Origin of the sequence: Streptomyces sp. NBC_00989, assembly GCF_045162655.1 — a bacterium.
Classification (GTDB): Bacteria; Actinomycetota; Actinomycetes; order Streptomycetales; family Streptomycetaceae; genus Streptomyces.
Window position 1 is genome coordinate 10,988,382 of the sequence record NZ_CP108728.1, and the last position, 20,998, is coordinate 11,009,379.

The 20,998-nt window shown below is 71.0% G+C and carries 18 protein-coding genes and 1 pseudogene; 2 read left to right on the forward strand and 17 right to left on the reverse strand.

Going from position 1 to position 20,998, the window contains the following annotated elements:
• Nucleotides 1–31: 31 nt before the first annotated feature.
• The 7 genes from OG714_RS49570 to OG714_RS49600 form a co-directional block, all read right to left on the reverse strand.
• Entirely contained in the window at nt 32–958 is a 927-nt protein-coding gene (locus OG714_RS49570; protein ID WP_406131069.1) for a sugar phosphate isomerase/epimerase family protein, read from the reverse strand.
• Nucleotides 955–1,566 carry a nucleoside deaminase gene (locus tag OG714_RS49575; protein ID WP_406131070.1) on the reverse strand — a complete coding sequence of 204 codons (612 nt, stop codon included), beginning with the start codon at nt 1,564–1,566 and terminating at the stop codon, nt 955–957. Before OG714_RS49575 ends, OG714_RS49570 begins: the two co-directional genes overlap by 4 nt.
• Nucleotides 1,567–1,597: 31 nt before the next feature.
• The gene (locus OG714_RS49580; RefSeq protein ID WP_406131071.1) at nt 1,598–3,124 is read right to left on the reverse strand and encodes a GMC oxidoreductase; all 1,527 of its coding nucleotides are present in this window, start codon (nt 3,122–3,124) and stop codon (nt 1,598–1,600) included.
• Between the two features lie 34 nt (nt 3,125–3,158).
• Nucleotides 3,159–4,289: an ROK family protein gene (locus tag OG714_RS49585; protein ID WP_406132206.1), complete on the reverse strand. Its 1,131-nt coding sequence runs from the start codon at nt 4,287–4,289 to the stop codon at nt 3,159–3,161.
• Between the two features lie 97 nt (nt 4,290–4,386).
• Nucleotides 4,387–5,283 (reverse strand): carbohydrate ABC transporter permease, encoded by an 897-nt coding sequence (locus OG714_RS49590; protein WP_406131072.1) that lies wholly within the window; start codon nt 5,281–5,283, stop codon nt 4,387–4,389.
• Nucleotides 5,280–6,191, reverse strand: coding sequence for a carbohydrate ABC transporter permease (locus tag OG714_RS49595; RefSeq protein ID WP_406131073.1), 912 nt, complete (start codon nt 6,189–6,191; stop codon nt 5,280–5,282). Before OG714_RS49595 ends, OG714_RS49590 begins: the two co-directional genes overlap by 4 nt.
• Nucleotides 6,192–6,198: 7 nt before the next feature.
• Nucleotides 6,199–7,503: an extracellular solute-binding protein gene (locus OG714_RS49600; RefSeq protein ID WP_406131074.1), complete on the reverse strand. Its 1,305-nt coding sequence runs from the start codon at nt 7,501–7,503 to the stop codon at nt 6,199–6,201.
• 417 nt (nt 7,504–7,920) lie between these two features.
• Here OG714_RS49600 and OG714_RS49605 point away from each other — a divergent pair, with 417 nt between their 5' ends.
• Nucleotides 7,921–10,293, forward strand: a complete 2,373-nt coding sequence (locus tag OG714_RS49605; protein ID WP_406132207.1) for a M4 family metallopeptidase — start codon at nt 7,921–7,923, stop codon at nt 10,291–10,293.
• 65 nt (nt 10,294–10,358) lie between these two features.
• Here OG714_RS49605 and OG714_RS49610 read toward each other — a convergent pair whose 3' ends face one another.
• From OG714_RS49610 to OG714_RS49650, 9 genes are all read right to left on the reverse strand, one after another.
• The gene (locus tag OG714_RS49610) at nt 10,359–11,546 is read right to left on the reverse strand and encodes a glycoside hydrolase family 64 protein (RefSeq protein ID WP_406131075.1); all 1,188 of its coding nucleotides are present in this window, start codon (nt 11,544–11,546) and stop codon (nt 10,359–10,361) included.
• A 165-nt stretch (nt 11,547–11,711) separates the two neighbouring features.
• Complete coding sequence (locus tag OG714_RS49615) at nt 11,712–12,473, reverse strand: dienelactone hydrolase family protein (RefSeq protein WP_406131076.1); 762 nt, start codon at nt 12,471–12,473, stop codon at nt 11,712–11,714.
• Between the two features lie 102 nt (nt 12,474–12,575).
• Nucleotides 12,576–13,196 carry an L-threonylcarbamoyladenylate synthase gene (locus OG714_RS49620; protein WP_406131077.1) on the reverse strand — a complete coding sequence of 207 codons (621 nt, stop codon included), beginning with the start codon at nt 13,194–13,196 and terminating at the stop codon, nt 12,576–12,578.
• 198 nt (nt 13,197–13,394) lie between these two features.
• The gene (locus OG714_RS49625) at nt 13,395–14,621 is read right to left on the reverse strand and encodes a cytochrome P450 (protein ID WP_406131078.1); all 1,227 of its coding nucleotides are present in this window, start codon (nt 14,619–14,621) and stop codon (nt 13,395–13,397) included.
• Nucleotides 14,618–15,835, reverse strand: a complete 1,218-nt coding sequence (locus tag OG714_RS49630; protein ID WP_406131079.1) for a cytochrome P450 — start codon at nt 15,833–15,835, stop codon at nt 14,618–14,620. The genes OG714_RS49625 and OG714_RS49630 overlap by 4 nt, the downstream gene beginning before the upstream one ends.
• Nucleotides 15,832–16,455, reverse strand: coding sequence for a GTP-binding protein (locus tag OG714_RS49635; protein WP_406131080.1), 624 nt, complete (start codon nt 16,453–16,455; stop codon nt 15,832–15,834). The genes OG714_RS49630 and OG714_RS49635 overlap by 4 nt, the downstream gene beginning before the upstream one ends.
• Complete coding sequence (locus OG714_RS49640; protein ID WP_406131081.1) at nt 16,427–16,789, reverse strand: DUF742 domain-containing protein; 363 nt, start codon at nt 16,787–16,789, stop codon at nt 16,427–16,429. Before OG714_RS49640 ends, OG714_RS49635 begins: the two co-directional genes overlap by 29 nt.
• Nucleotides 16,786–17,208, reverse strand: coding sequence for a roadblock/LC7 domain-containing protein (locus OG714_RS49645; protein ID WP_406131082.1), 423 nt, complete (start codon nt 17,206–17,208; stop codon nt 16,786–16,788). Before OG714_RS49645 ends, OG714_RS49640 begins: the two co-directional genes overlap by 4 nt.
• Nucleotides 17,205–18,680 carry a sensor histidine kinase gene (locus tag OG714_RS49650; RefSeq protein ID WP_406131083.1) on the reverse strand — a complete coding sequence of 492 codons (1,476 nt, stop codon included), beginning with the start codon at nt 18,678–18,680 and terminating at the stop codon, nt 17,205–17,207. The genes OG714_RS49645 and OG714_RS49650 overlap by 4 nt, the downstream gene beginning before the upstream one ends.
• Before the next feature lie 199 nt (nt 18,681–18,879).
• Here OG714_RS49650 and OG714_RS49655 point away from each other — a divergent pair.
• Nucleotides 18,880–19,988: pseudogene (locus OG714_RS49655) on the forward strand (alpha-hydroxy acid oxidase).
• Here OG714_RS49655 and OG714_RS49660 read toward each other — a convergent pair.
• Nucleotides 19,954–20,994, reverse strand: a complete 1,041-nt coding sequence (locus OG714_RS49660; RefSeq protein ID WP_406131084.1) for an NAD(P)-dependent alcohol dehydrogenase — start codon at nt 20,992–20,994, stop codon at nt 19,954–19,956. The pseudogene OG714_RS49655 and the gene OG714_RS49660 overlap by 35 nt on opposite strands.
• Nucleotides 20,995–20,998 lie beyond the last annotated feature (4 nt).

Sequence of the window (20,998 nt, forward strand, 5' to 3'; positions counted from 1 at the left end):
GGCCGTTCTGCCAAGGCAGTTGAGCCGCCGGTCAGGGCAGCACCGACGACGCCACCGCCCTTCCCGCCAGCAGCGCGGCGACCGGATCGGCGGCCTCGTCCAGTTCGATGAGCACCGTGCCGGCGCCGGGCGTACGGGACATCGCGTCCGCCCAGCCCTTCCAGTCGACGATGCCCGAGCCCAACTCGGCCATGTAGGGCTGCTGTTGGGCGAAGACCGTCTCGTCGATGGTGAGTTCCACGTCGATGGGCCTGACCGCGTCCTTCCAGTGCGCCAGGGCGACGCGTCGCGCGTGACGGCGTGCCACGGCCACCGGATCACCACCGCCGAGCGCGATGTGGCAGGAGTCGGGGCACAGCCAGACGTAGCGCGGATCGGTGAAGGACATGAACAGGTCGATGTCGCGCTCGTACCAGAGGGTGCTGTTGGACTCGGTGTGGAAGGCGAGCCGCACGCCCTGCCGCGAGACGGCCTCGCCCACCGCGTGGGCGATGTCGGCCATGCGGGTCATGTACGGGGCGTCGACGAAGAGGGGCGGCCGGGTCCCGAACGTCGTGCGCATCGGGAGCCCCGCGACGAGAAGTTCGGCCCCCACGTCGACGAGGAAGGCCGCGCGTCGCTCGGCGTCGGCGACGATCGCGGGCAGGTTGCCGGCGTCCCGCCAGTCGGGGCTGTCCTCCCCGGCGACGAACGCGCTCACGACGGCCAGCCCGCGGGACACCAGCTCGCGGCGGAAGCCCTGCGCGCTGCCGAAAGCCCGCAGCGCCGACTCGATGTCGCCCGGCGCGAAGGTGAGTTCGATGCCCGTGACGCCGGCCTCGTCCAGCGCGTCCATCACCCGCGCCCAGAAGAGCTCGGGGTGCGCCAGCGCCCACGCGCGCACCGCGTCCGCGGAGGGGAGACCCCAGAAGTCCGGGTGGTAGAAGGTGACGACATCGGTCGCGAAACGCGGGGTCACGCTGTGCCTCCCCGTGCGTTGTAGACGACGACGCCGTCCGCCGCGTCCACGGCCTTGCGGTAGTTCCGGAACACGGCCAGCGCCTCGTCCCGGAGCACATCTCCTACGACGTCGATGCCCCGTGCCTCGAACTGCCCGGCCCAGTCCGCGCCGAGCGGGCCCTCGTCGAACGTGGTGATCTCCTCCAGCTCCGGGCCCTCGCCCGCGACCACCAGACCGCGCACCCCGGACCACAGGGTGGCGCCGTAACACTGGACGCAGGGGCGCCAGTTGACGACGAGCTCGTGGAGCGGGAGGCCGGTGGCGCCCAAGTCCCAGCCGCCGGTGGCCACTTGGGCCAGACCGAGCGCCACGACCTCCGCGTGTGCGCTGGAGACTCCCGAGGCGAGGACGACGTTCACGCCCACCGAGACGATCCGGCCGGTCTCGCGCTCGGCGACGAGGGCCGCGAACGGACCGCCGTTCCCCTCCCGCCAGTTGCGGTCCGCGAGCCGGTGCACGAGGCGCATCCGGTCCTCGCGGCCGGGGACGACGGCGGGCACGTCGGCCAGCTCGTCGTCGATCCACGCCGGCAGCGCCACGCGGTATTCCTTCACGATGTCGATCACGATCGGGCTTCCTTCACGTTCGGGCTTCCTCTCAGTGCGCGGCGAGCGGCGCGGTGCGGGTGGTGACGGCTCGTGCGGCCCGTACGGCCGTGACCGCGCCGGTCAGTGTCACGTTGGCGGCCATCGGTGTGGGGATCACGCCGGTGCCGGCGACGTACAGGTTGTCGAAGCCCCACACCCGGCCGTCCGGGTCGCACACGCTGGTCCCGTCGTCGGCGGTGCCCGACCGGACGGTGCCGGTCAGGTGCAGGGACGAGCCGGGCGGGAGCAGGGCGAGTTCGGTGGCGGGGTCGAAGGGACCGAACTCCTCGGCCAGTGAACGGACTTCGGCGATCCCGCGGTCGATCAGCGCCCGGTCGGTGTCCGTGTAGGCGAACTCGACGCCGATACGCGGCAGTCCGGCGAGGTCGGTCTCCGACTCCGAGAAGACGAGCCGGTGTTCGGGCCGTGACTCGACGGGGACGAGCAGCGCCAGGCCCACGGCGTGTGCGAGGGGGCGACCGTGCTCGTCCACGTACGTCCGGTTCATGATCTGGCCGTGGAACGGCTGCGCCGGCCCGTTCTGCGGCACCCACAGCGAGTCCGTGCTGAACTCGCCGGGGCGCGGGAGCGGCAGATCGTCCAGGGCGATCCCGAACCGGTCCAGATCCAGCAGGACTTGGGCGGTGATGAACGCGTGCTCGTTGAGGTGGCGGCCCAGCGCCTCGGGGCGGATGCCCGAGGCGAACAGGAGTTGCGGGGATCGCAGCGCGTCGGCGCACACGACCACCGTGTCCGCGTGGAGTTCGGACTCCGTGCCGTCGGCGACGCGGCGCAGTCGGGCGCCGGTGGCACGGCCGTCCGCGACGAGCAACCGGGTCGCAAGGGTCCCCGTCAGCAGCGTGAACGCGGGGTCGCCGCCCGCCGCGATCGCCGGGAAGATCGTCCCCGGCGCCGTGCGCGGCATGGGGCCCGAGGCTGTCGGCGTGACGGCCATGGGCATCGGCTGGGGGCGCCGGCCGACGGGTGCGGTGTCGTCGTAGCGGCGGTGCAGGACGTCGAGGACGGTGCGGCCGACGTCGGTCGGGCCGATGGGGGAGGGGGAGACGGCGAGCAGGCGGCGCGCGGTGTCCAGGTCGGCCGCCCAGCGGGCCGGGTCGCCGTAGTCGAAGACCTCGGGGCCGGCCGGCCATGGCGTCGCGGCGGTCCAGTGGACGCCCATGCCGCCCGCGTTCCACGCGAACGCGGTCGCGGGCATCGCCTCGGCGTCCTCGCCGAAGGCCAGCGCGTGGAACATGCCGGGCGCCAGACCGGCCAGGCTGTCCGCGACCTCGCGCACCACCTCGGCGCCGGTGTACATGCCCTGGATACCGGAGTCGACCCGCTCGTTGTACCGCGACCAGAGGGCCGGGTCGGCGACGTCGTGCAGATGCAGCCCGGGCGCCTCGCCGATCGCGCTGCCGCCGTCGACCATCGTGATGCCCAGCCCCGGATCGCTCTCCCGCAGCAGCCGGGCCACGACGGAACCCATGATGCCGCTGCCCACGATGAGGACGTCGGTGTGCGGGGTGTCGGTCACAGGGAGACTCCAAAGTCGGTTGCTGTGGGGGGAGTTAGGAGCTGGGGACGAGCGGTCCGAACAGCTCGGTGTCCATGCGGTCGAGCGCCAGTTTCACGGCGCCGATCAGCGCGGCGTCGCGGCCCAGCCCGGTGGCGCGCAGCTCGATCGCCGGGGTACGGGCGACGCGCATCGCCTCGCGGACCCGGGGGAGCAGCACATCGGCGGCGTCCTCCAGTCCGCCGCCGAGCACGATGAGCGAAGGGGCGACCGTCCACGACAGGGTGGTGAGGATGGAGGTGATGTTCTCGACGAACTCGTCGACCTCGGCGAGCGCTTCCGTGTCTCCCGCCCGGGCGGCGTCGAAGCGTTCCCACGCCACCTTGCGCTGGGCCGCCTCCGGTGAACTCAGCCAGGCCACCGGGCGGTCGGCGATCGTGCCGGTCGGGATCGACCGCGCCTCGACGATCTCGCCCGCCGCGCCGTCCAGACCCCGGTGCACGGCACCTCGGATCAGGATGCCGAGACCGGTCCGGTTGCCGAGGATCGCCCACACGACGTTGTCGTGATCACCGGCCACACCCCGCCAACGCTCGGCCAGCGCACCGAGGTTGGAGTCGTTGTCCGCGAACCACGGGACCCTGATGCGCTGTTCGAGCTCCTTGGGCAGATGCACGCCCTCCCAGCGGGTGGTGTGCACCAGGCGTCGTACGACCCCCTCGTCGTCGATCGCGCCACCGGCCGCCACCGCGCCCGCGCGCAGCCGGTCCGGTGATCCGCCCGCGTCGTCGAGCGCCTCCCGCACCAGGGCCGCCGCGTCGTCGAGGGTGAGCTGAGGGTCCTGGTAGGCGCGCAGCGGGCGGTGCGCCCGGCCGACGATCCGGCCGCGTACGTCGGCGATCACCGCGGAGGCGTCGGCGGTGTTGACGTAGACGGCCGCCAACAGGGCGTGTTCCGCGCGCAGTTCGTACCGCCGGGCCGGCCGTCCAGCACTGCCGCTGGTCGGAATCCGCTCCAACTCGGCCACCCAGCCCGCCTCGACGAGCGAGTCCAGGATCAGCTCGATGGTACGGCGGGACAGCCCGGCCCCCTCGGCGAGCGCGGTCAGTGTCGTGGGCCCCGCGGACACCGCGAGCGCGCGCAGGACGACCGAGGTGTTGACGCGCCGCACGGCGCTCTGGTTCATCCCCGACATCAACACCCCTCCGCCTCCTCGGACTTGCCCAGTACGACGGGATCGGACACCCCGGTTGCGGGAGCGTGGACGGTGTCCGTCATGGGCGTCACCGCATTCCCGATCCGGCGATGCCCTGCACGAAGTACCGCTGCAGGAACAGGAAGAGTACGAGGACCGGCAGCATCACGACGATCGCGCCGGCGAGGACCAGACCGTAGTCGGTGACGTGCTGGGCCGCCTGGCTGGTGGCGGCGAGTCCGACCGGGAGGGTGTAACTCGCCGTGCTCTGGGCGACGATGAGCGGCCAGATGAAGTTGTTCCAGGAGTTCAGGAACGACATGATCGTGATCGTCGCGACCGCCGGACCGGCCAGCGGCAGGAAGATCCGGAAGAAGATCCGGAACTCGCCCGCGCCGTCGATGCGCGCCGCCTCCAGCAACTCGTCGGGCACCGACTGCGCGTACTGCCGCATGATGAACACCGACAGCGGGAGCGCCACCCCGGGCAGTGCGATACCGGTGAGGGTGTCGGCGAGGCCCATGTCGACGGTGATCACGAACTGGGTGACGAACACCGTCGTGAACGGCACCATCATCGCCGCCATCACCGCGCCGAACGCGAGCCGCTTGCCCGCGAACTCCAGCTTGGCGAGGGCGTATCCGGCCGCCGAGGCCGCCACGATGTTGCCGATCACCACCATGAGGGCGACCAGGACGCTGTTGGTGAGGAAGCGTCCGAAGCCCTCGGTCCGGAACAGCCGAACGAAGTTGTCGAGGGTGACGTGCTGCGGCAGCCACGCGCCCGGGTCGGACCGGATCTCGTCGAGACCGCGCAGCGAACCGCTGACCACCCAGAAGAAGGGCAGCAGGGTGAGCAGCGCGCACAGCGCCAGCGCGCCGTACAGCAGCGGGCGGGCAACGGACCGTGTGGGTACGGCGGTTCGGTCCTCGACGGCGATCAGGTCGGCGTCGGCGTCGGTCAACGACGCGGCTACGGCGGTCATGTGCGGGGCCTCAGCAGTCGGAACTGGACGACACTCACCAGCAGCACGAGCAACAGCATCACGAAGGACGCGGCCGAGGACATGCCCAGCTGGCCGGATCCGAACTGGTGGTAGGTGTACAGCGACACGGACTCGGTCGACCCCAACGGGCCGCCGTCGGTGAGGAGATAGGGCTCGTCGAAGACCTGGAGGTAGAACACGGTCAGCAGCACCGACACCATGAGGGTGGTGGGCAGGAGGAGCGGCAGGGTGATGTGCCTCAACTGCCGCCAGCGGCCCGCCCCGTCGAGCGCGGCGGCCTCGTACACGTCCTCCGGCACGGCTTGGAGCCCGGCGAGGAACAGGACCATCGCGGTGCCGAAGTTGCGCCACACGCCGAGCAGGATCACCACGGGCATCGCGAGGTGCGGATCGTCCAGCCAGTTCGGTCCTGCGAAACCCACCGCGGCCAGCGCCTTGTTGACGGTGCCGCCCGCGTTGAAGGCGTACTGCCAGATGAGCGCGACCGCGACGACGTTGGTGACGACCGGCGCGAAGAAGACCGTACGGAACACCCCGCGCATCCGCCGGATCCCCGAGTTCAGCGCCACGGCCAGCGCGAAGCCGATCGCCATGGTCAGCGGCACACCGACGGCGACGAAGACGGCGGTGTTCAGGATGTCCCGCAGGAAGGTCGGGTCCTGGAACAGGCGCAGGTAGTTGTCCAGGCCGGTGAAGTCGACCGCGAGGGGATGGCGCAGGTCCGAGCCGCGCAGGTCGGTCAGGCTGAAGCCGAGCGCGGCCACCGTGGGGATCGCGGTGTAGAGCAGGAACACGACGGCGAACGGCGCGAGGAACAGCCAGGCGACCGCCGTACGGCGGGAGTTGCGTGCCCGGCGCCGCGTTCCCGGGACGAGCGTGGTGGTCATCCGCGGCTCACTCCGTGCCCGTGCCGAGACTCGTGGCATACGCCTGGACGCTCGCCGCGGCCTGCTCGGCGGTCTGTGTGCCCTTCGCGACGGTCTCCATCTCCTTGCCCAGCCGGGTGGCGACCTGCTGCCAAGTACCCACCTGAGGAAAGGCCTTGGTGTTCTTCAGCTGGGTGAGGAAGGCGTCGAGGAGCGGCTGCTTCTTGACCGCCGGAGCGTCCCAGGCCGAGATCACGGCGGGCAGCGAGCCGTACGCCGAGTACTGCGCGACCTGCGTGCTCGGCTTCGCGGCGTAGCGGACGAACTTCCACGACGCGTCCGTGTTCCCGCCGTCCGCGAGGACGCCCCAAGTCCCCCCGGCGGAGAAGGAGACGCTGCCCGAGGCGCCGGCCGGCAGCGGGGCCGTGGCGACATGGGCCGCCGTCCAGCCGGACTTCTTCGCGGCGGTGTCCAGTTGCCCGAGCACCCAGGGCCCGGTGATCATCGTGGCCGTCTTCCCGGACACGAAGTACGGCTGCGCGTCGAGGAAGGTGGGCGTCGCGGTGTCGGCCGAACCCGAGGTGAAGAACGACGCGTTGTACTTGAGGGCGTCGACCATCGCGGGTGTGTCGAGGGTCCAACCGCCGCTGGAGGAGAGCAGGTTGCCGCCCGCCTGCCAGGCGTACATCGCGACGTCCTGGCCGTTGAAGATGTCCCAGCCGTTGTCCGCCCCGAGCCCGTGCACGGCTCCGGCACCCTTCAACGCCTTGAAGAACGGCACCATTTCGGCCCAGGTGGTCGGTGCCTTGACGCCCGCCTTCTCGGCGAGGTCGGCGCGATAGACGAGTGCGTACGTGTACGCGTACCAGGGCACCGTGTACGCCACGTCCTTGACCAGACCCGCGTCCCACAGGCTCGTGAAGAAGGCGCCGGAGTCGACGAGTCCGTCCGGTACGGGCTGGAGGATCGACGGGTCGAGGAACTGCGCCTGCGACTCGGGGAAGAACTGGGCCACATCGGGGCCCTTGCCGGCCGCGATCGCCGCCTGGAGCTTCGTGTAGTACTCGGAGTTCGGTATCAGCGTGAACTTCACGGTGACGTCCGGGTTCGCGGCCTTGAAGGGCTTGATCACCTTGTCGAGGACGTCGGCGTCGCCCTGGGCGGCCCAGACGTTGACCGTGCCGGTCGCCGGCTTGTCGTCGACCGACTTCGCGGAGGCCTTCGCGGAGGCGGTGGCGGTGTCGCCGCGCCCACAGCCCGCGAGGGCGAGGGTGCCGAGCAGAGCGGTGCCGGCGGACAGTCTGAGGACGCCGCGGCGGGAGGGATCGGACACTCGGGGGCTCCTGTCTCATGGGGCGCTGAGGACAGTGAAGGGATTTTCGGGGAAAGCAGCGTTATCGGTCCGGCGGCCGTAATGCGGCTGATGGGACCTCTGTGGCTGACTGCGACATTAGGAAGGGTCTGTTTCGCCGGCGTGGCTCAGCCGTCACGAATAATTTCGGAACTTGTAGCGAAATCCCTGACAGAGGGAAAACCCTTGAGTGCCCCTGACCTGCGTGACATGGACGGGTCAACGCTGTCATCCTCCACGCAGCCACCCCCACGATTCCTCCACGGATTGGTCAAAGTTCCGCCGGTCCCGCACAGCTCAGCTCTTCCCGGACAGCAGACCCGGCTGCCCGGTCTGTCACCGGCCGCGCTCGCGGTCGTCGCAGTAGGAGTAAGAGTGAGACGCATCCCCCGCAAGCGGATGGCGGTAGGAGCCCTGGTCTCCACCGCCGCCTTCCTGGCCGTCGGCATCCAGTCGGTGCCGGCGACCGCGAAGCCCGCCTCCCCCCACCCGAGTCCGCTGCTCACCGGCAGCCTGGAGGCGAAGCTCACCCCGGCCCAGCGCACCGCCCTGGTGAAGAGCGCCACGCAGAACACCACGGCGACCGCCCGCACCCTCGGCCTCGGCGCCAAGGAGAAGCTGGTCGTCCGGGACGTCGTCAAGGACAACGACGGCACGCTCCACACCCGCTACGAGCGCACCTACGCGGGCCTCCCGGTCCTCGGCGGCGACCTCGTCGTGCACACCCCGCCCGCCACCGTGGCCACGGGCACCGTGAGCGCCACGTTCAACAACAAGCGCACCATGGCGGTCGCCTCCACCACCGCGTCGTACACCAAGGCCGCGGCCGAGACCAAGGCCCTCACCACGGCCAAGGCCCTCGACGCCAAGAGCCCCTCCACCGACAGCGCCCGCAAGGTCATCTGGGCCGGCAGCGGTACCCCGAAGCTCGCCTGGGAGACCGTGGTCGGCGGCTTCCAGGACGACGGCACGCCGAGCCAGCTGCACGTCATCACCGATGCCTCCAGCGGCGCGGAGCTGTACCGCTACCAGGGCATCAAGACCGGTACCGGCAACAGCCAGTACAGCGGCACGGTCACCATCGGGACCACGCTGTCCGGTTCGACGTACCAGCTGAACGACACCACGCGCGGTACCCACAAGACGTACAGCCTGAGCAACGGCACGTCGGGCACCGGCACCCTGATGACCGACGCCGACGACACCTGGGGCACCGGCTCCGGCTCCAACACCCAGACCGCGGGCGTCGACGCGCACTACGGCGCCCAGGTGACGTGGGACTTCTACAAGAACACGTTCGGCCGCAGCGGCATCAAGAACGACGGCGTCGCCGCCTACTCGCGCGTCCACTACAGCACGGCGTACGTCAACGCCTTCTGGGACGACGACTGCTTCTGCATGACCTACGGCGACGGCACGAGCAGCACCCACGCGCTCACCTCGCTGGACGTGGCAGGGCACGAGATGAGCCACGGTGTCACCTCCAACACCGCCGGGCTCAACTACACCGGTGAGTCGGGCGGGTTGAACGAGGCGACCTCCGACATCTTCGGCACGGGCGTGGAGTTCTACGCGGCCAACTCCAGCGACGTCGGTGACTACCTCATCGGCGAGAAGATCGACATCAACGGCGACGGCACGCCGCTGCGTTACATGGACGAGCCCGACAAGGACGGCGGCTCCGCCGACAGTTGGTACTCCGGCGTCGGCAACCTCGACGTGCACTACTCCTCGGGCCCGGCGAACCACATGTTCTACCTGCTCTCCGAGGGCAGCGGCACCAAGACCATCAACGGTGTCACCTACAACAGCCCGACCTCCGACGGCGTCGCCGTCGCCGGTATCGGCCGGGCCGCGGCCCTGCAGATCTGGTACAAGGCGCTGACGACGTACATGACGTCCAGCACCACGTACGCCCAGGCCCGCACCGCCGCACTGAACGCCGCCGGCGCGCTGTACGGCACGAGTTCCGCCCAGTACGCGGGAGTCGGCAACGCCTTCGCCGGTATCAACGTCGGCAGCCACATCACCGTGCCGACCACCGGCGTCACGGTCACCAACCCGGGCAGCCAGTCCTCGACCGTCGGTACGGCGGTGAGCCTGGCGATCACGGCCAGCAGCACCAACAGCGGCACTCTGACGTACGCCGCGACCGGACTGCCGACCGGCCTGTCGATCAGCAGCTCCACGGGCGCCATCACCGGCACCCCGACGACCGCGGGCACCTACAGCTCCACCGTCACGGTGACCGACTCCACCGGCGCGACCGGCACGGCGTCCTTCACCTGGACGGTGAGCGCCACCGGCGGCGGCAGCTGCACCTCGACCCAGCTCCTGGGCAACGCGGGCTTCGAGTCGGGCGCCACCACCTGGACCGCGACCAGCGGCGTCATCACCAGCTCCAGCAGCCAGGCGGCGCGCACCGGTTCGTACAAGGCCTGGCTCGACGGCTACGGCTCCACCCACACCGACACGCTGTCCCAGTCGGTGACGATCCCGAGCGGCTGCACGGGGACGACGTTCACCTTCTACATCCACATCGACACGGCTGAGACCACCACCAGCACCGCGTACGACAAGCTGACGGTCACCGCCGGATCCACCACCCTGGCCACCTACTCCAACCTCAACGCGGCCAGCGGGTACGTCGCGAAGTCCTTCAGCCTGTCGGCCTTCGCGGGGACCACGGTCGCCCTGAAGTTCAGCGGTGTCGAGGACTCCTCGCTCCAGACCAGCTTCGTCATCGACGACACGGCCGTCACGACCAGCTGATCCGCTTTCCCCGCTCCATCCGGCACCCCGCACGCGCCCCCAGGCGTGCGGGGTGTCCGGTTTCCTCAGCTCAGCGGGTCCAGCGTCAGATAGGCCTGCTGCGGGTTGCCGTCGTTCACCAGGGACTCCTGGGCGCCGACGTCGTCGAACGCGAACGCGTACGCCTTGCCGTCGGCCATCTGCGCGTGGATCTTGCGCGCGTACTGGTTGGTCACCGTGTCCACGTAGAAGTTCGCCGTGGTGGTGTCCGGCTGGTTGGGGTTGACCAGGAGCGTGGAGCGGTTGAAGCCCGCGCACAGCGTGCGCGAAATCGGGCCGCGTACCAGGTCGTTGGGGGCGTCGAGGTACTTGTAGCAGCCGAAGATGCTGGCCGCGTCCGGCTTCTGGAAGGTCGTCACGACCGCCCCGGAGCTGTTGGTGAAGTTCATGACGTTGCCCGAAACCCGGCCGAAGTACTTCGTGTTCGGCTGGTTCGCGAACGGTGTCACGGTCAGCGTCGACGACGCGTACTTCGACCAGACACGGTTGATGTAGTCGTCCATCACGGTGCTCGGCAGGGCGCCCGTCTCGATCCCGTACGTCGGTGAGAGCGCTCGCAGAACCGTGCCGTCGGACCGGGTCTGGATCAGGTTGGCCCAGCCGCCCGGCTGCCCGCGCAGCGCGTTGAAGAACCCGGTGTAACCACCCGACTTGAGATGTCCGGTGGAGGCCGTGCTCCCGTCGGACCGCTGCACCCCGACCGCGTACGGTGCGGAGAACATGTCCACCTGGGTGCTGTTGATCCACAGCCCGGAGTCGTTCAGCGTGTACTCGGACCAGTTGAAGAGGATGTTGCGGTTCGGGTCGGTCGGGTTCTGCACCGCCGGCTGCACCAGACCGCCGGTGGTCAGCTTGAACACCAGCTTCTGGCCGTACGAGAAGTAGATGCGGCCCGAGAACTTGGGGATCCGGATGGTGCTGGACTGCCCGGCCGCCGGGCCCGCGATCGACGCGTCCGGCGCCGGGGTCGGCGGGTTGCCACCGGCGGGCCAGGCGTGGAACGTACCGGCCGCGTCGGCCCAGCCCTGTTGGCCCGTGGTCAGGTTGGTGCCCAGGTTGTAGACGTAGACCGCGTCGCCGCGGCCCGAGTTGTTGGTGATCTTCAGCGGGATCGTGGCGGGTACCGCGGCATCAGCCGTCAGCGGTGTGGCCAGCGCGAGCATGGTGGCCACCGCGGTCGCGGCGCCCAGTCGGCGCAGGAGTCTGACGAGCACTGCTCACCTCCGTGTGGGGGGTGTACGAATAATTGGTCCGTACCTATGTGAGAGCGCTCTCAGAGTCGCGCCGAGGCGCGGGCATGTCAATGAGTTGAACGAAAGGTGCCCACGGCAACTCGCGCCGTGGGCACCCGCGTTGAATGAGTGAAAGCGGTCTGTCGGTCAGAACGTGCGGTCCAGCAGGTCGAGCAGCGCGACCCAGTGACGCTCGTCGGCCTTCGCGTCGTACGACGAGGTGTCGGCCTGCGTGTAGCCGTGCCGAGCACCGGGGTAGACCTCGCAGCGGTGCCGGACACCGGCCGCGGTGAGCGCGTCCTCGAACCGCTCGATCTGGTCCTCGGGCAGCGAGGGGTCCTGGTCGGCGTGGCCGAAGTACAGCTCGGCGGTGATGTGTTCGGCGGCCAGGTGCGGGCTGTCCGGGTCGTCGGTGGCCAGCAGTCCGCCGTGGAAGCCGGCCGCGGCCGCCACCCGGTCCGGGTAGGCGCCGGCGGTGTACAGCGCGAGGCGGGCGCCCATGCAGTACCCGGTGATCGCGATCGGCCCGTCGGCGACCAGCGGGGACTCGGCCAGCCAGCGCAGATAGGCACCGGCGTCCCGCTCGATCAGTTCGGGATGCCGGGCCAGCCCCATGATCAGCGGGCCGACCTTCTCGAAGATCTCCGGACGCCCGTCGTGGTCGATGAACTCGGGCAGCTCGACGACCGGCGCGCGCCCCTCCCGGTAGAACACGTTCGGCACCAGAACCGCGTAGCCCGCACCGGCCAGCCGGTCGGCCATCGACCTCAGGTGCGGACGCAGCCCGAAGGCGTCCTGGTAGAGCAGCACGGCCGGACGGGGACGCTCGTCACCGGGATGCACCCAGTAGGCGTCGGCGATGCCGTCCTCGGTGGGGATGTCCACGGCTGTGCCCTGTACGGCGGTCATGGCGGAGGTGCCTCCCAGCGGATCGGCGCCGGGCCACCTGCCGGCCCGGCGCGGCGTGTTCCGATCATCGTGGCACGCCCGCCCACGGCCCCTCCGCCGGGGTCACTCGAAGCGGGAGACGTCGCCCGCGCCCTTGCGGACGATCTCGGCCTCGCCGCTGGAGAAGTCGATGACGGTCGTCGGTTCCGTGCCGCAGTCCCCGGAGTCGACCACCGCGTCCACCACGTGGTCGAGCCGGTCCTTGATCTCCCAGCCCTGCGTCATCGGCTCCTCCTCGTCGGGCAGGAGAAGGGTGCTGGACAGCAGCGGCTCGCCCAGCTCGGCCAGCAGCGCCTGGGTGACGACGTGGTCGGGGATGCGCACGCCCACGGTCTTCTTCTTCGCGTTCAGCAGCTGGCGCGGCACCTCCTTCGTCGCCGGCAGGATGAACGTGTAACTGCCGGGCGTGGAGGCCTTGATGGCGCGGAACACGTCGTTGTCGATGTGCACGAACTGGCCCAGCTGGGCGAAGTTCTGGCACACCAGCGTGAAGTGGTGCCGGTCGTTCAGCTGCCGGATCGTCTTGATCCGCTCCATGCCGTCACGGTTGCCCAGCTGGCAGCCCAGCGCGTAGCAGGAGTCGGTCGGGTACGCGATCAGCGCACCCGAGCGAACACTGTCCGCGACCTGGGAGATGGTGCGGGGCTGCGGATTGTCCGGATGCACGTCGAAGTACTTGGCCACCCGCCGAGCTTATGCCGTGCCCGCGCCGGTCGCCGCGCGGGCCCGCTGCGGGTGCTCGGTCCGGCGGGTGTGTACCCCGGCGAATCAGGGGAATCCGACGAGAGCGCTCGGGTCTCTCCCCCGAACCCGGGCAGGACCGGCTCCGCCCGCGGCCCACCTCCGGGGCCGCGGCGGGGCGGTTCCACGCTGTTGGACGGCTCAGCCGTCCAGCCGTACCGGCACTTCCTGCCAGCCGAAGGCGATGAACGACGGCACCTGGCGCAGTTCGTCCGCGTCCACGGCGAGCCGGGCGGCCGGGAAGCGGTCGAAGAACGCGGGCAGTGCGGTCAGCGCCTCCACCCGGGCGAGCGGTGCCCCGATGCAGCGGTGCACGCCGATGCCGAACGACAGGTGGTCGTCGGCTCCGCGGGCCGCGTCGAAGACGTCCGCGTCCGGGCCGTAGTGCGCGGGATCGAGCCCGGCCGCGGCGTACGTGGTGATGATGGCGTCGCCGGCCGGGACGGTGACGTCGCCGACCGTGAGATCACCGACCGCGAACCGCAGCGGCAGCGAGGCGATGGACGGATGCACGCGCAGGGTCTCGTCGACGACAGCGTCCCAGCCGATCTTCCCGGCGCGCACGTCCGCCAGCTGCTCGGGGCGCTTGAGCAGGGCGACGATCGCGTTGCCGATGAGGTTGACCGTCGTCTCGAAGCCCGCGCCGATCACCAGCAGCAGCGTGTACAGCAGTTCCTCGTCGCTGAGCCGGTCGCCGTCCTCGTCCCGCACCCGGATCAGCTCCGTGGTGAGGTCGTCGCCGGGGTGCTCGCTGCGGTGGGCGATCAGCGCGGGCAGCACCGTGCCGATCTGTTGCTGCACGAACGCCGCGTGCTCCGGGGACGGGTCCGAGGTGTCCATGATGGCCGCGATCAGCCGCCCGGTGTCGTCCACCAACTCGTCGGGCACACCGAACAGTTCGCAGATGATCCGCATCGGCAGGGGATGGGCGAGGGCCGCCCTGATGTCGACCACCTCGGCGTCGTCGGCCGCCACCGCGTCGAGCAGTTCGGTCGTGATCGCCTCGACCCGGGTCCGCATCGCCTCGGTGCGCCGGTGGGTGAAGCTGGGCGCGACGAGTTTGCGCAGGCGGGCGTGGTCGGTGCCGTAGGTGGAGAGCATGTTGATCACGCCGACCCAGCCCAACACCCAGCCCCAGGAGGGGTGTTCGCCGATCTCGGGCCACAGGTTCCAGTGCAGCCGGGGGTCCCTGCTGACCTGCGGGTCGAGGATCAGTTCCTTCAGGGTGTCGTAACCGGTGGGGGCCCAGGCGGGGATGCCGCCGGGCAGTTCGACGGGCACGATCGGGCCGAGGGCACGCAGCTTGGCGCTCTCGGCGGCCATGTCGGCGCCGAACGGGTCGAGGGCGATGCGGTCGGACACGGTCACGACGGGTCTCCTGGCTGGTCGGGGGAGCGCGGACTGAACCGGACGGGCAGCGAGGTGAGCGAGCGATGGAAGGGGCCGGGACGCCAGGTCAACTCCGCGCGCGGTACGACGGGTTCGAGGTCCGGCAGCCACAGGGTGAGCCGCTCGATCGCCTCCGTCGCGATGAGTAGCGTGTGCTGCTTGACCGGGCAGGCGTGCGGCCCCGCCGACCACGACAGGTGCGAGGCGTCCTTCGGGTGCCGGCCGGTGACGACCTCCTGCTCGGCGAAGTGCGCGAGCGCGCCGTACGAGACGACGACCGGGATCGCGGGCCGGATCCACGCCCCGTGGAACGTGACGGGTGAACGGGCGTAGTGGATCCCGTAGTTGGCGAGCGGGGTCTCGTGGTGCAGGACCTCCACCACGGCGTCCATGACCGGCCGGGCGCCACTGGTCAGCGTGGAGTAGTAGACCGAGGTGCCGAGGATCCGGGACAGGGCGTTGGACACCAGGTTCGCGGTCGGCTCGTGGCCCGCGCCCAGGGTGAGGAACACCTGCCAGGTGACCTCCTCCGGGGTGAGCCCGGCCGGATGGTCGAGCAGCCAGCTCGGGAGGTCGTCGCCGCGCGCCTGCGCCTTGGCGGCGATGAGTTCGAGGACGTAACCGCCGAACTCGGCCTCGCCCTCCGCCGCTTGGGCGCCGCCCTCCATCATCTTGCCCAGCGCCCGGTCCAGCCGCTCGCTCTGGCTGTCGGGCAGCCCGAACAGGCTGTTGAACACCAGCGCCATCAGCGGCCTGGCGAACTCGCCCACCAGATCGGCCTCTCCGCGCGGCCCGATGCGGCCCACCAGCACATGCACCGCCCGGTGCACCCGGGCCCGCAGGTCGTGCGGCTCGATCCGGTCGAAGGTGTCGATCAGCGAGGCACGGTAGCGGACGTGCGCGGTGCCGTCCGAGAACAGGGAGTTGGGCCGCCAGCGCATCATCCCCAGGACCGGCGAGTCCTCGGCGACCGTCGACTCCCACGGCCGGGGATCGTGCGAGAACGTGTCGGTGTCGCGCAGCAGCTCCAGCGCGGCCCGCCGCTCGGTGACGACGTACGCCGGTACGCCCGGGGCGAGTTCGGCCCAGCCGACCGGGCCCTGGGCGCGCAGGGCGGCGTAGTAGCCGTAAGGGTCCAGCGCGAAGCCGTCCTCCCACAGGCGGACGGGTCGGGTGGGCGAGGAGGTGGTCACCGGTGCTCCGGGGGGTCGCGGTCGATCAGATGCTGGACCAGGGCGAGCAGCGCGTCGAGGGACGAGTCCGCGTCCCGGGCGTCACAGGTCACCAGCGGCGTGCCCGGCTCCAAGTCCAGGGCGGCGCGCAGCTGTTGCCCGGTGTGGTGGCGGGGCGCGTCCGGGAAGGTGTTGAAGGCGACGGCGTACGGCAGCCCGCTCTCCTCCACCAGCCCGAGCACGTCGAAGGAGGCGTCGATGCGACGGCTGTCGACCAGGACGAGCGCCCCGAGCGCGCCGTACGCGATGTCCTCCCACAGGGCCCGGAACCGCTCCTGCCCGGGCGTGCCGAACAGATACAGCACGATCCCGCCCGGCAGGCTGATCCGCCCGAAGTCGATCGCGACGGTCGTCGTCGACTTCTCCCGCACCCCGTCGAGGTCATCGACGGGGACGGACGCCTCGCTGAGCCGTTCCTCGGTGTGCAGTGGCCGGATCTCCGACACGGAGTCGATGAGGGTCGTCTTGCCCACCCCGAAGGGCCCCGCGATCAGGATCTTGACCAACTCGCGTGCGGTGTCCGGCAGATGGATGCCGCTGGTGGTGCTGCCGCTAGTGGTGCTTGAGGGCGCGTAGGCCATCTGCGACTCTCTTCAGCAGGTCGGGGTCGAAGCGTTCGGCGGGCGGGATCGGGGCGCGGGCGAGCGCCAGGCTCAGATCGACGAGACCGGCGGCCAGGACACGCACCGCGGACACGGGCAGCTCCAGCAGGGCCGCCGCCTCCAGCACCGTCAGCGAACCGCCGTACAGGGCGTCCAGCAGGGCGAGTTGAGCCGCGGGCAGGCCGGCGGGGGCGGGCTCGCCGCTGCCGCTGAGGACCGTCAGCCGTTCCAGGTGCGGGCGGGTGGGCCGGGCCACACCGCCGGTCGCCAGATACGCGGGAACGAGAGGACGGCCGCCGCGGCGGCCCGTCATGCCGGCGCGCCGCCGTCAACTCCCCGCGGAGCGGCGGCCATCGCCTTCTCGCCCAGCCGCGCCACCTGCGAGTGCACCCGGTGCGCCAGCAGGTCCAGCCGCACCTCGGTGTCGCCGTAGGCCGCCACACAAGTCCCGTGATCCGTGGGGACGATGAGGACGTACCCGTGGTCGGACTCGATGACGACCTGCCGTATCTCGGCCCGGTCCCGGTCGGCGAACGCCGCCGCGGCGGTACGGCACGCCCCCTGCACCGTGCTGGTGATCGCGGCCACCCGCTCGCCCGAGGCCTGGGACAGCGCGTCGGTGTACCCCCGCACCAGCCCGTCCCGGGTCAACAGCACCGCCGCCACCACATGCGGCACCTCCAGGATCGGATCGAGCGCCCATGCCGTGTCGCCCCCATCGCGGCTGATCATCTAGCCGCTCCCCCTTCGTAGTTGTTCAGTGGTGTGTCATGCGCTGTCACTGTCTCGCCCGCCGCGGCCCGCTCTCCTACGGCGGTCCCGGCGTCGTCGATCGCGGCCCGCGCGGCGGCGGTGCCGGACTGGAGGGCGCCGAGTGCGGCGGCGGCCTGCTCCGGGCGACGCTCGGCCTGGTGCGTCTCCGGCCGGTGTGCTTCCGGCACGGCCGGTGCGACCGGTGGGGCGGCGGCCGGGGTGCGGCGACGTCGCCGCGGCAGGCCACCGGCATCGGGTACGGCCTGATGCCCGGACACGTCGGCGACGCCCCGCGCGGCTCGCTCGGCCCGCTCGTCGCGCTCGGAGCCGTAGGAGTGGGCCGGTGCGGTGGCGGGCGCGCGGGTGGGTGCGGGGGCCCGGCGGGTCGAGCGCGGGGCGCCGGCCGCGGGCGGCTGCTGCTCGGGGTCGATCCGGCTGAGGAGATGGCTGTCGATCCGCAGGACCGCGCGGACGCCGCCGTACGGCGAGGGCGAGGACACGTCGACGCTCAGGTCGAACTGCCGGGTCAGGCGACCGATCGCGGCGAACCCCATACGCGGCGGATCACCCAGGTCGGTGAGCAGGATCGGGTCGGAACCGGCCACCATCCGCCGGGCGTGGTCGCGTTCGTCCTGGGTCATGCCGAGCCCGGCGTCGTCGACGGTGACGCAGGCGCCGTGATGGACGTGCTCCAGGTTGACCACGACGTCGGTGTCGGGGGCGGAGTGCCGCAGCGCGTTGTCGAGGAGTTCGGCGACGATGATCGCGACCGGTTCGACGGCGTGCGAGACGAGCGCGGTGCCGGCCTCGAGGTGGTTGTGCACCCGCACGCGGTGGTACCCGGCGAGCCGGGCCTGCCCGCCGGTGACGGCCTCGACGAGGTGCGACTCCTCACGCGCGAGCCCCACCCACGCGCCGCACACGACGGCAGCGACCTGCGCACGGCGCAGCGACTGCTCGTTCTCGTGGTCCAGCATGAACAGGGTCTGTGCCAACTCCGGGTCGTCGTACCGTTGTTGGAGCGAGCGCAGGGCGTCCTGCAGGCGGTACAGCGCGGCCTGGATCTCCCGGGTGGCCCCGCGCATCCCGGCCTGCGCGGCGGCGTCGATGCGGGTGCGCTGCGCGGCGAGTTCCGAACGCACCGCCTTCAGCACGCTCTCGAGGGCGATCCCGAGGGGCGAGCCGATGAACTGCGGCTGCCCGGGCCCCGGCACGGCGACCCGCGGATGTGTCAGGTGCCGCGCGGCGGCCGGAATCCGCTGGAGTGCCAGATGCTCGACCTCGGCCGCCAACGCCGCCTGGACACCGTCCAGTCGGGCCCGCAGCTCGGCGATCTCCTCGTGTTGCAGGGCGCGTTGACGCCGCGACCGCAACAGCCCGGCACCGAGCGCCAGCGCGGACAGCGTGCCGGCGGCGAGAGCACCGGCCACCAGGTCCGGTAATTCGGTCATCGAATCGAGTCCAAGCGAAGTCGGGCAGGGCTGAGTCCGGGCCCCTCAGGCGGGGCGCCCGGAGCACAGTACACACCGTCATCGACCGCTCTCGCACGGTGTAACAGGACTTCCCTTCGAAACTGACCGGCCTCTGTTCACTTCTGCGCCAAGTGTCTGAAATGGCGTGTGGGGAAAGCGAGTTGAGTCGCTAAGGTCGATGCATCACGCACGAAGGGGGAGCGGTGTGACGGGCGTGGCCCGCTGGCTGGACGGCATCGAGGAGCGGGCTGCCGGTCTCCTTCCACCGGAGATCCACGCCTACTTCCGCAGAGGCGCAGGCCAGGGCCTCAGCGTGGCCGAAGCCGCCCCGGCCTGGGACGGATTCCGCCTGCGGCCGCACATCCTGCGGGACGTGTCCCGGTGCGACACCTCGACGACCGTAGTGGGCACGGCGGTCGACACCCCGGTCCTCATCGCCCCGAGTACCCTCCAACGCCGTGCCCATCCAGACGGCGAGGCGGCCACCGCGCTGGGCGCCGCGGCGCGGGCTCGCTGCTCGCGGTGACCTCGAACACCGCGGTCCCGTTCTCCGCCCTTGAGCCCTCCGGCGCGCCGTGGTGGGTGCAGGTGTACGTGGCCCGCGACCGGTCCCTGACCGAGGAGACGCTCCGGCGAGCCGTGGCGGCCGGCGCCCGGGCGGTCGTCCTGACCGCCGACACACCCGTCATCGGTTCGCATGGCCGACCCGGCGCGCACGTCGCCGACTTCGTGGGACCGGAGGACCTCTACGGCAACGTCAGCGGAACGCCCGACCGGGAGGCCGCCGAGCACGCGCCGGACCTCACCCCGGACGTCATCGCCTGGCTGCGCGACCTGACCGGGCTGCCGGTCGTCGTCAAGGGCGTCCTGCGCGGCGACGACGCCCGAGCCTTCGTGGACGCGGGCGCCGCCGGACTGATCGTCTCCAACCACGGTGGCCGCCAGCTCGACGGCCTGGTCCCGACCGCCTGGGCGTTGCCGGAGGTGGTCGACGCGGTCGCCGGGACGGGCGCCGAGGTGTACGTGGACGGCGGGCTGCGCCGGGGCACCCACGTCTTCGCCGTGCTCGCCCTCGGGGCCCGAGCGGTGTTCGTCGGCTGCCCTGCCCTGTGGGCCCTGTCCCTGGCCGGCGCGGCGGGCGTGACCCGTCTGATCGGGGACCTGACGGCGGAACTCGTCGAGACGATGCGCCTGACGGGAGTGCCGGAACTCCCGTCGATCGGGCGGGACTTGCTGTACCTGTCGGCGGACGTCAGCCGTTCGGCAGGATCACCGCGCGCCCGTTGATCTTCCCGGCGTGCAGCCGCTCGTACGCGAGCGGAGCCTCGTCCAGCGTGAACGTCTCCGTGTGGACCGACACCGCGCCGGAGCGGGCCAGCGCCAGGACCTCGCCCAGTTCGCTGCGGCTGCCCCAGTAGGGCGCGTTGACCGACACCTCGAAGGGCAGCTGACCGAAGCCCACGGGCAGGGCGCCGCCGCCGATGCCGACGATCGCCACCTCACCCTCGACGGCCGCGACCGCACCCGCCGTCCTGACGGTGGGGTCCGCGCCGACGAAGTCGAAGACCGCCTCGGCACCGATGCCACCGGTGAGTGCACGGACCACCCGCGCGGCCTGCTCGTCGGACAACACCGTGTCGTGGGCGCCGACTTCACGCGCCAGCCGGAGCTTGTCCTCGCTCACGTCCAGCGCGATCACCCGCGCCGACGTCATGGCGCGCAGCAACTGGATCGCCACATGGCCGAGTCCGCCCGTGCCGATCACGACCGCCGTCGAACCCGGTACCAGCTTGGGCAGCGCCCGCTTGATCGCGTGGTAGGGGGTCAGTCCCGCGTCCGTGAGTGGCACCGCCGCGACCGGGTTCAGCCCGTCGAGCGGGATCAGGTGCCGGGCGTCGTCCACGAGCAGGTACTCGGCCATCGCACCCGGCGCGCCGAGCCCCGGCGGGTGAATGCCCAACTCGGCTGCCCGCAGGCAGTAGTTCTCCTTGCCCTCGGCACACTTGGCGCAGGTGCCGCAGCCCCAAGGGCCGTACACCGCGACCGGGTCGCCCTCCCGTACGCCGGTGACTCCGGCGCCGAGCGCGGCCACCGTGCCCACGCCCTCGTGGCCCAGGGTGAGCGGGAGGTCGTAGGGAAAACTCTCGGCGGGCCAGCTCATCACGGCGATGTCGGAGTGGCAGACGCCTGCGGCCGTGACCTTCAACAGGACCTGGCCGGGGCCGGGTTCGGGGTCGGGGACCGTGAGCACCTCGGGGGCGGCGCCGATGGTGCGGTACTGAAGTGCCTTCATGGCC

Excerpts from the sequence above, each read along its gene's own strand:
- OG714_RS49635 (WP_406131080.1), bottom strand. The coding sequence starts at position 16,455 with ATGGCCTACGCGCCCTCAAGCACCACTAGCGGCAGCACCACCAGCGGC.
- OG714_RS49585 (WP_406132206.1), bottom strand. The coding sequence starts at position 4,289 with ATGAACCAGAGCGCCGTGCGGCGCGTCAACACCTCGGTCGTCCTGCGC.
- OG714_RS49595 (WP_406131073.1), bottom strand. The coding sequence starts at position 6,191 with ATGACCACCACGCTCGTCCCGGGAACGCGGCGCCGGGCACGCAACTCC.
- OG714_RS49605 (WP_406132207.1), top strand. The coding sequence starts at position 7,921 with ATGGCGGTAGGAGCCCTGGTCTCCACCGCCGCCTTCCTGGCCGTCGGC.
- OG714_RS49615 (WP_406131076.1), bottom strand. The coding sequence starts at position 12,473 with ATGACCGCCGTACAGGGCACAGCCGTGGACATCCCCACCGAGGACGGC.
- OG714_RS49590 (WP_406131072.1), bottom strand. The coding sequence starts at position 5,283 with ATGACCGCCGTAGCCGCGTCGTTGACCGACGCCGACGCCGACCTGATC.
- OG714_RS49660 (WP_406131084.1), bottom strand. The coding sequence starts at position 20,994 with ATGAAGGCACTTCAGTACCGCACCATCGGCGCCGCCCCCGAGGTGCTC.
- OG714_RS49645 (WP_406131082.1), bottom strand. The coding sequence starts at position 17,208 with ATGATCAGCCGCGATGGGGGCGACACGGCATGGGCGCTCGATCCGATC.
- OG714_RS49650 (WP_406131083.1), bottom strand. The coding sequence starts at position 18,680 with ATGACCGAATTACCGGACCTGGTGGCCGGTGCTCTCGCCGCCGGCACG.
- OG714_RS49640 (WP_406131081.1), bottom strand. The coding sequence starts at position 16,789 with ATGACGGGCCGCCGCGGCGGCCGTCCTCTCGTTCCCGCGTATCTGGCG.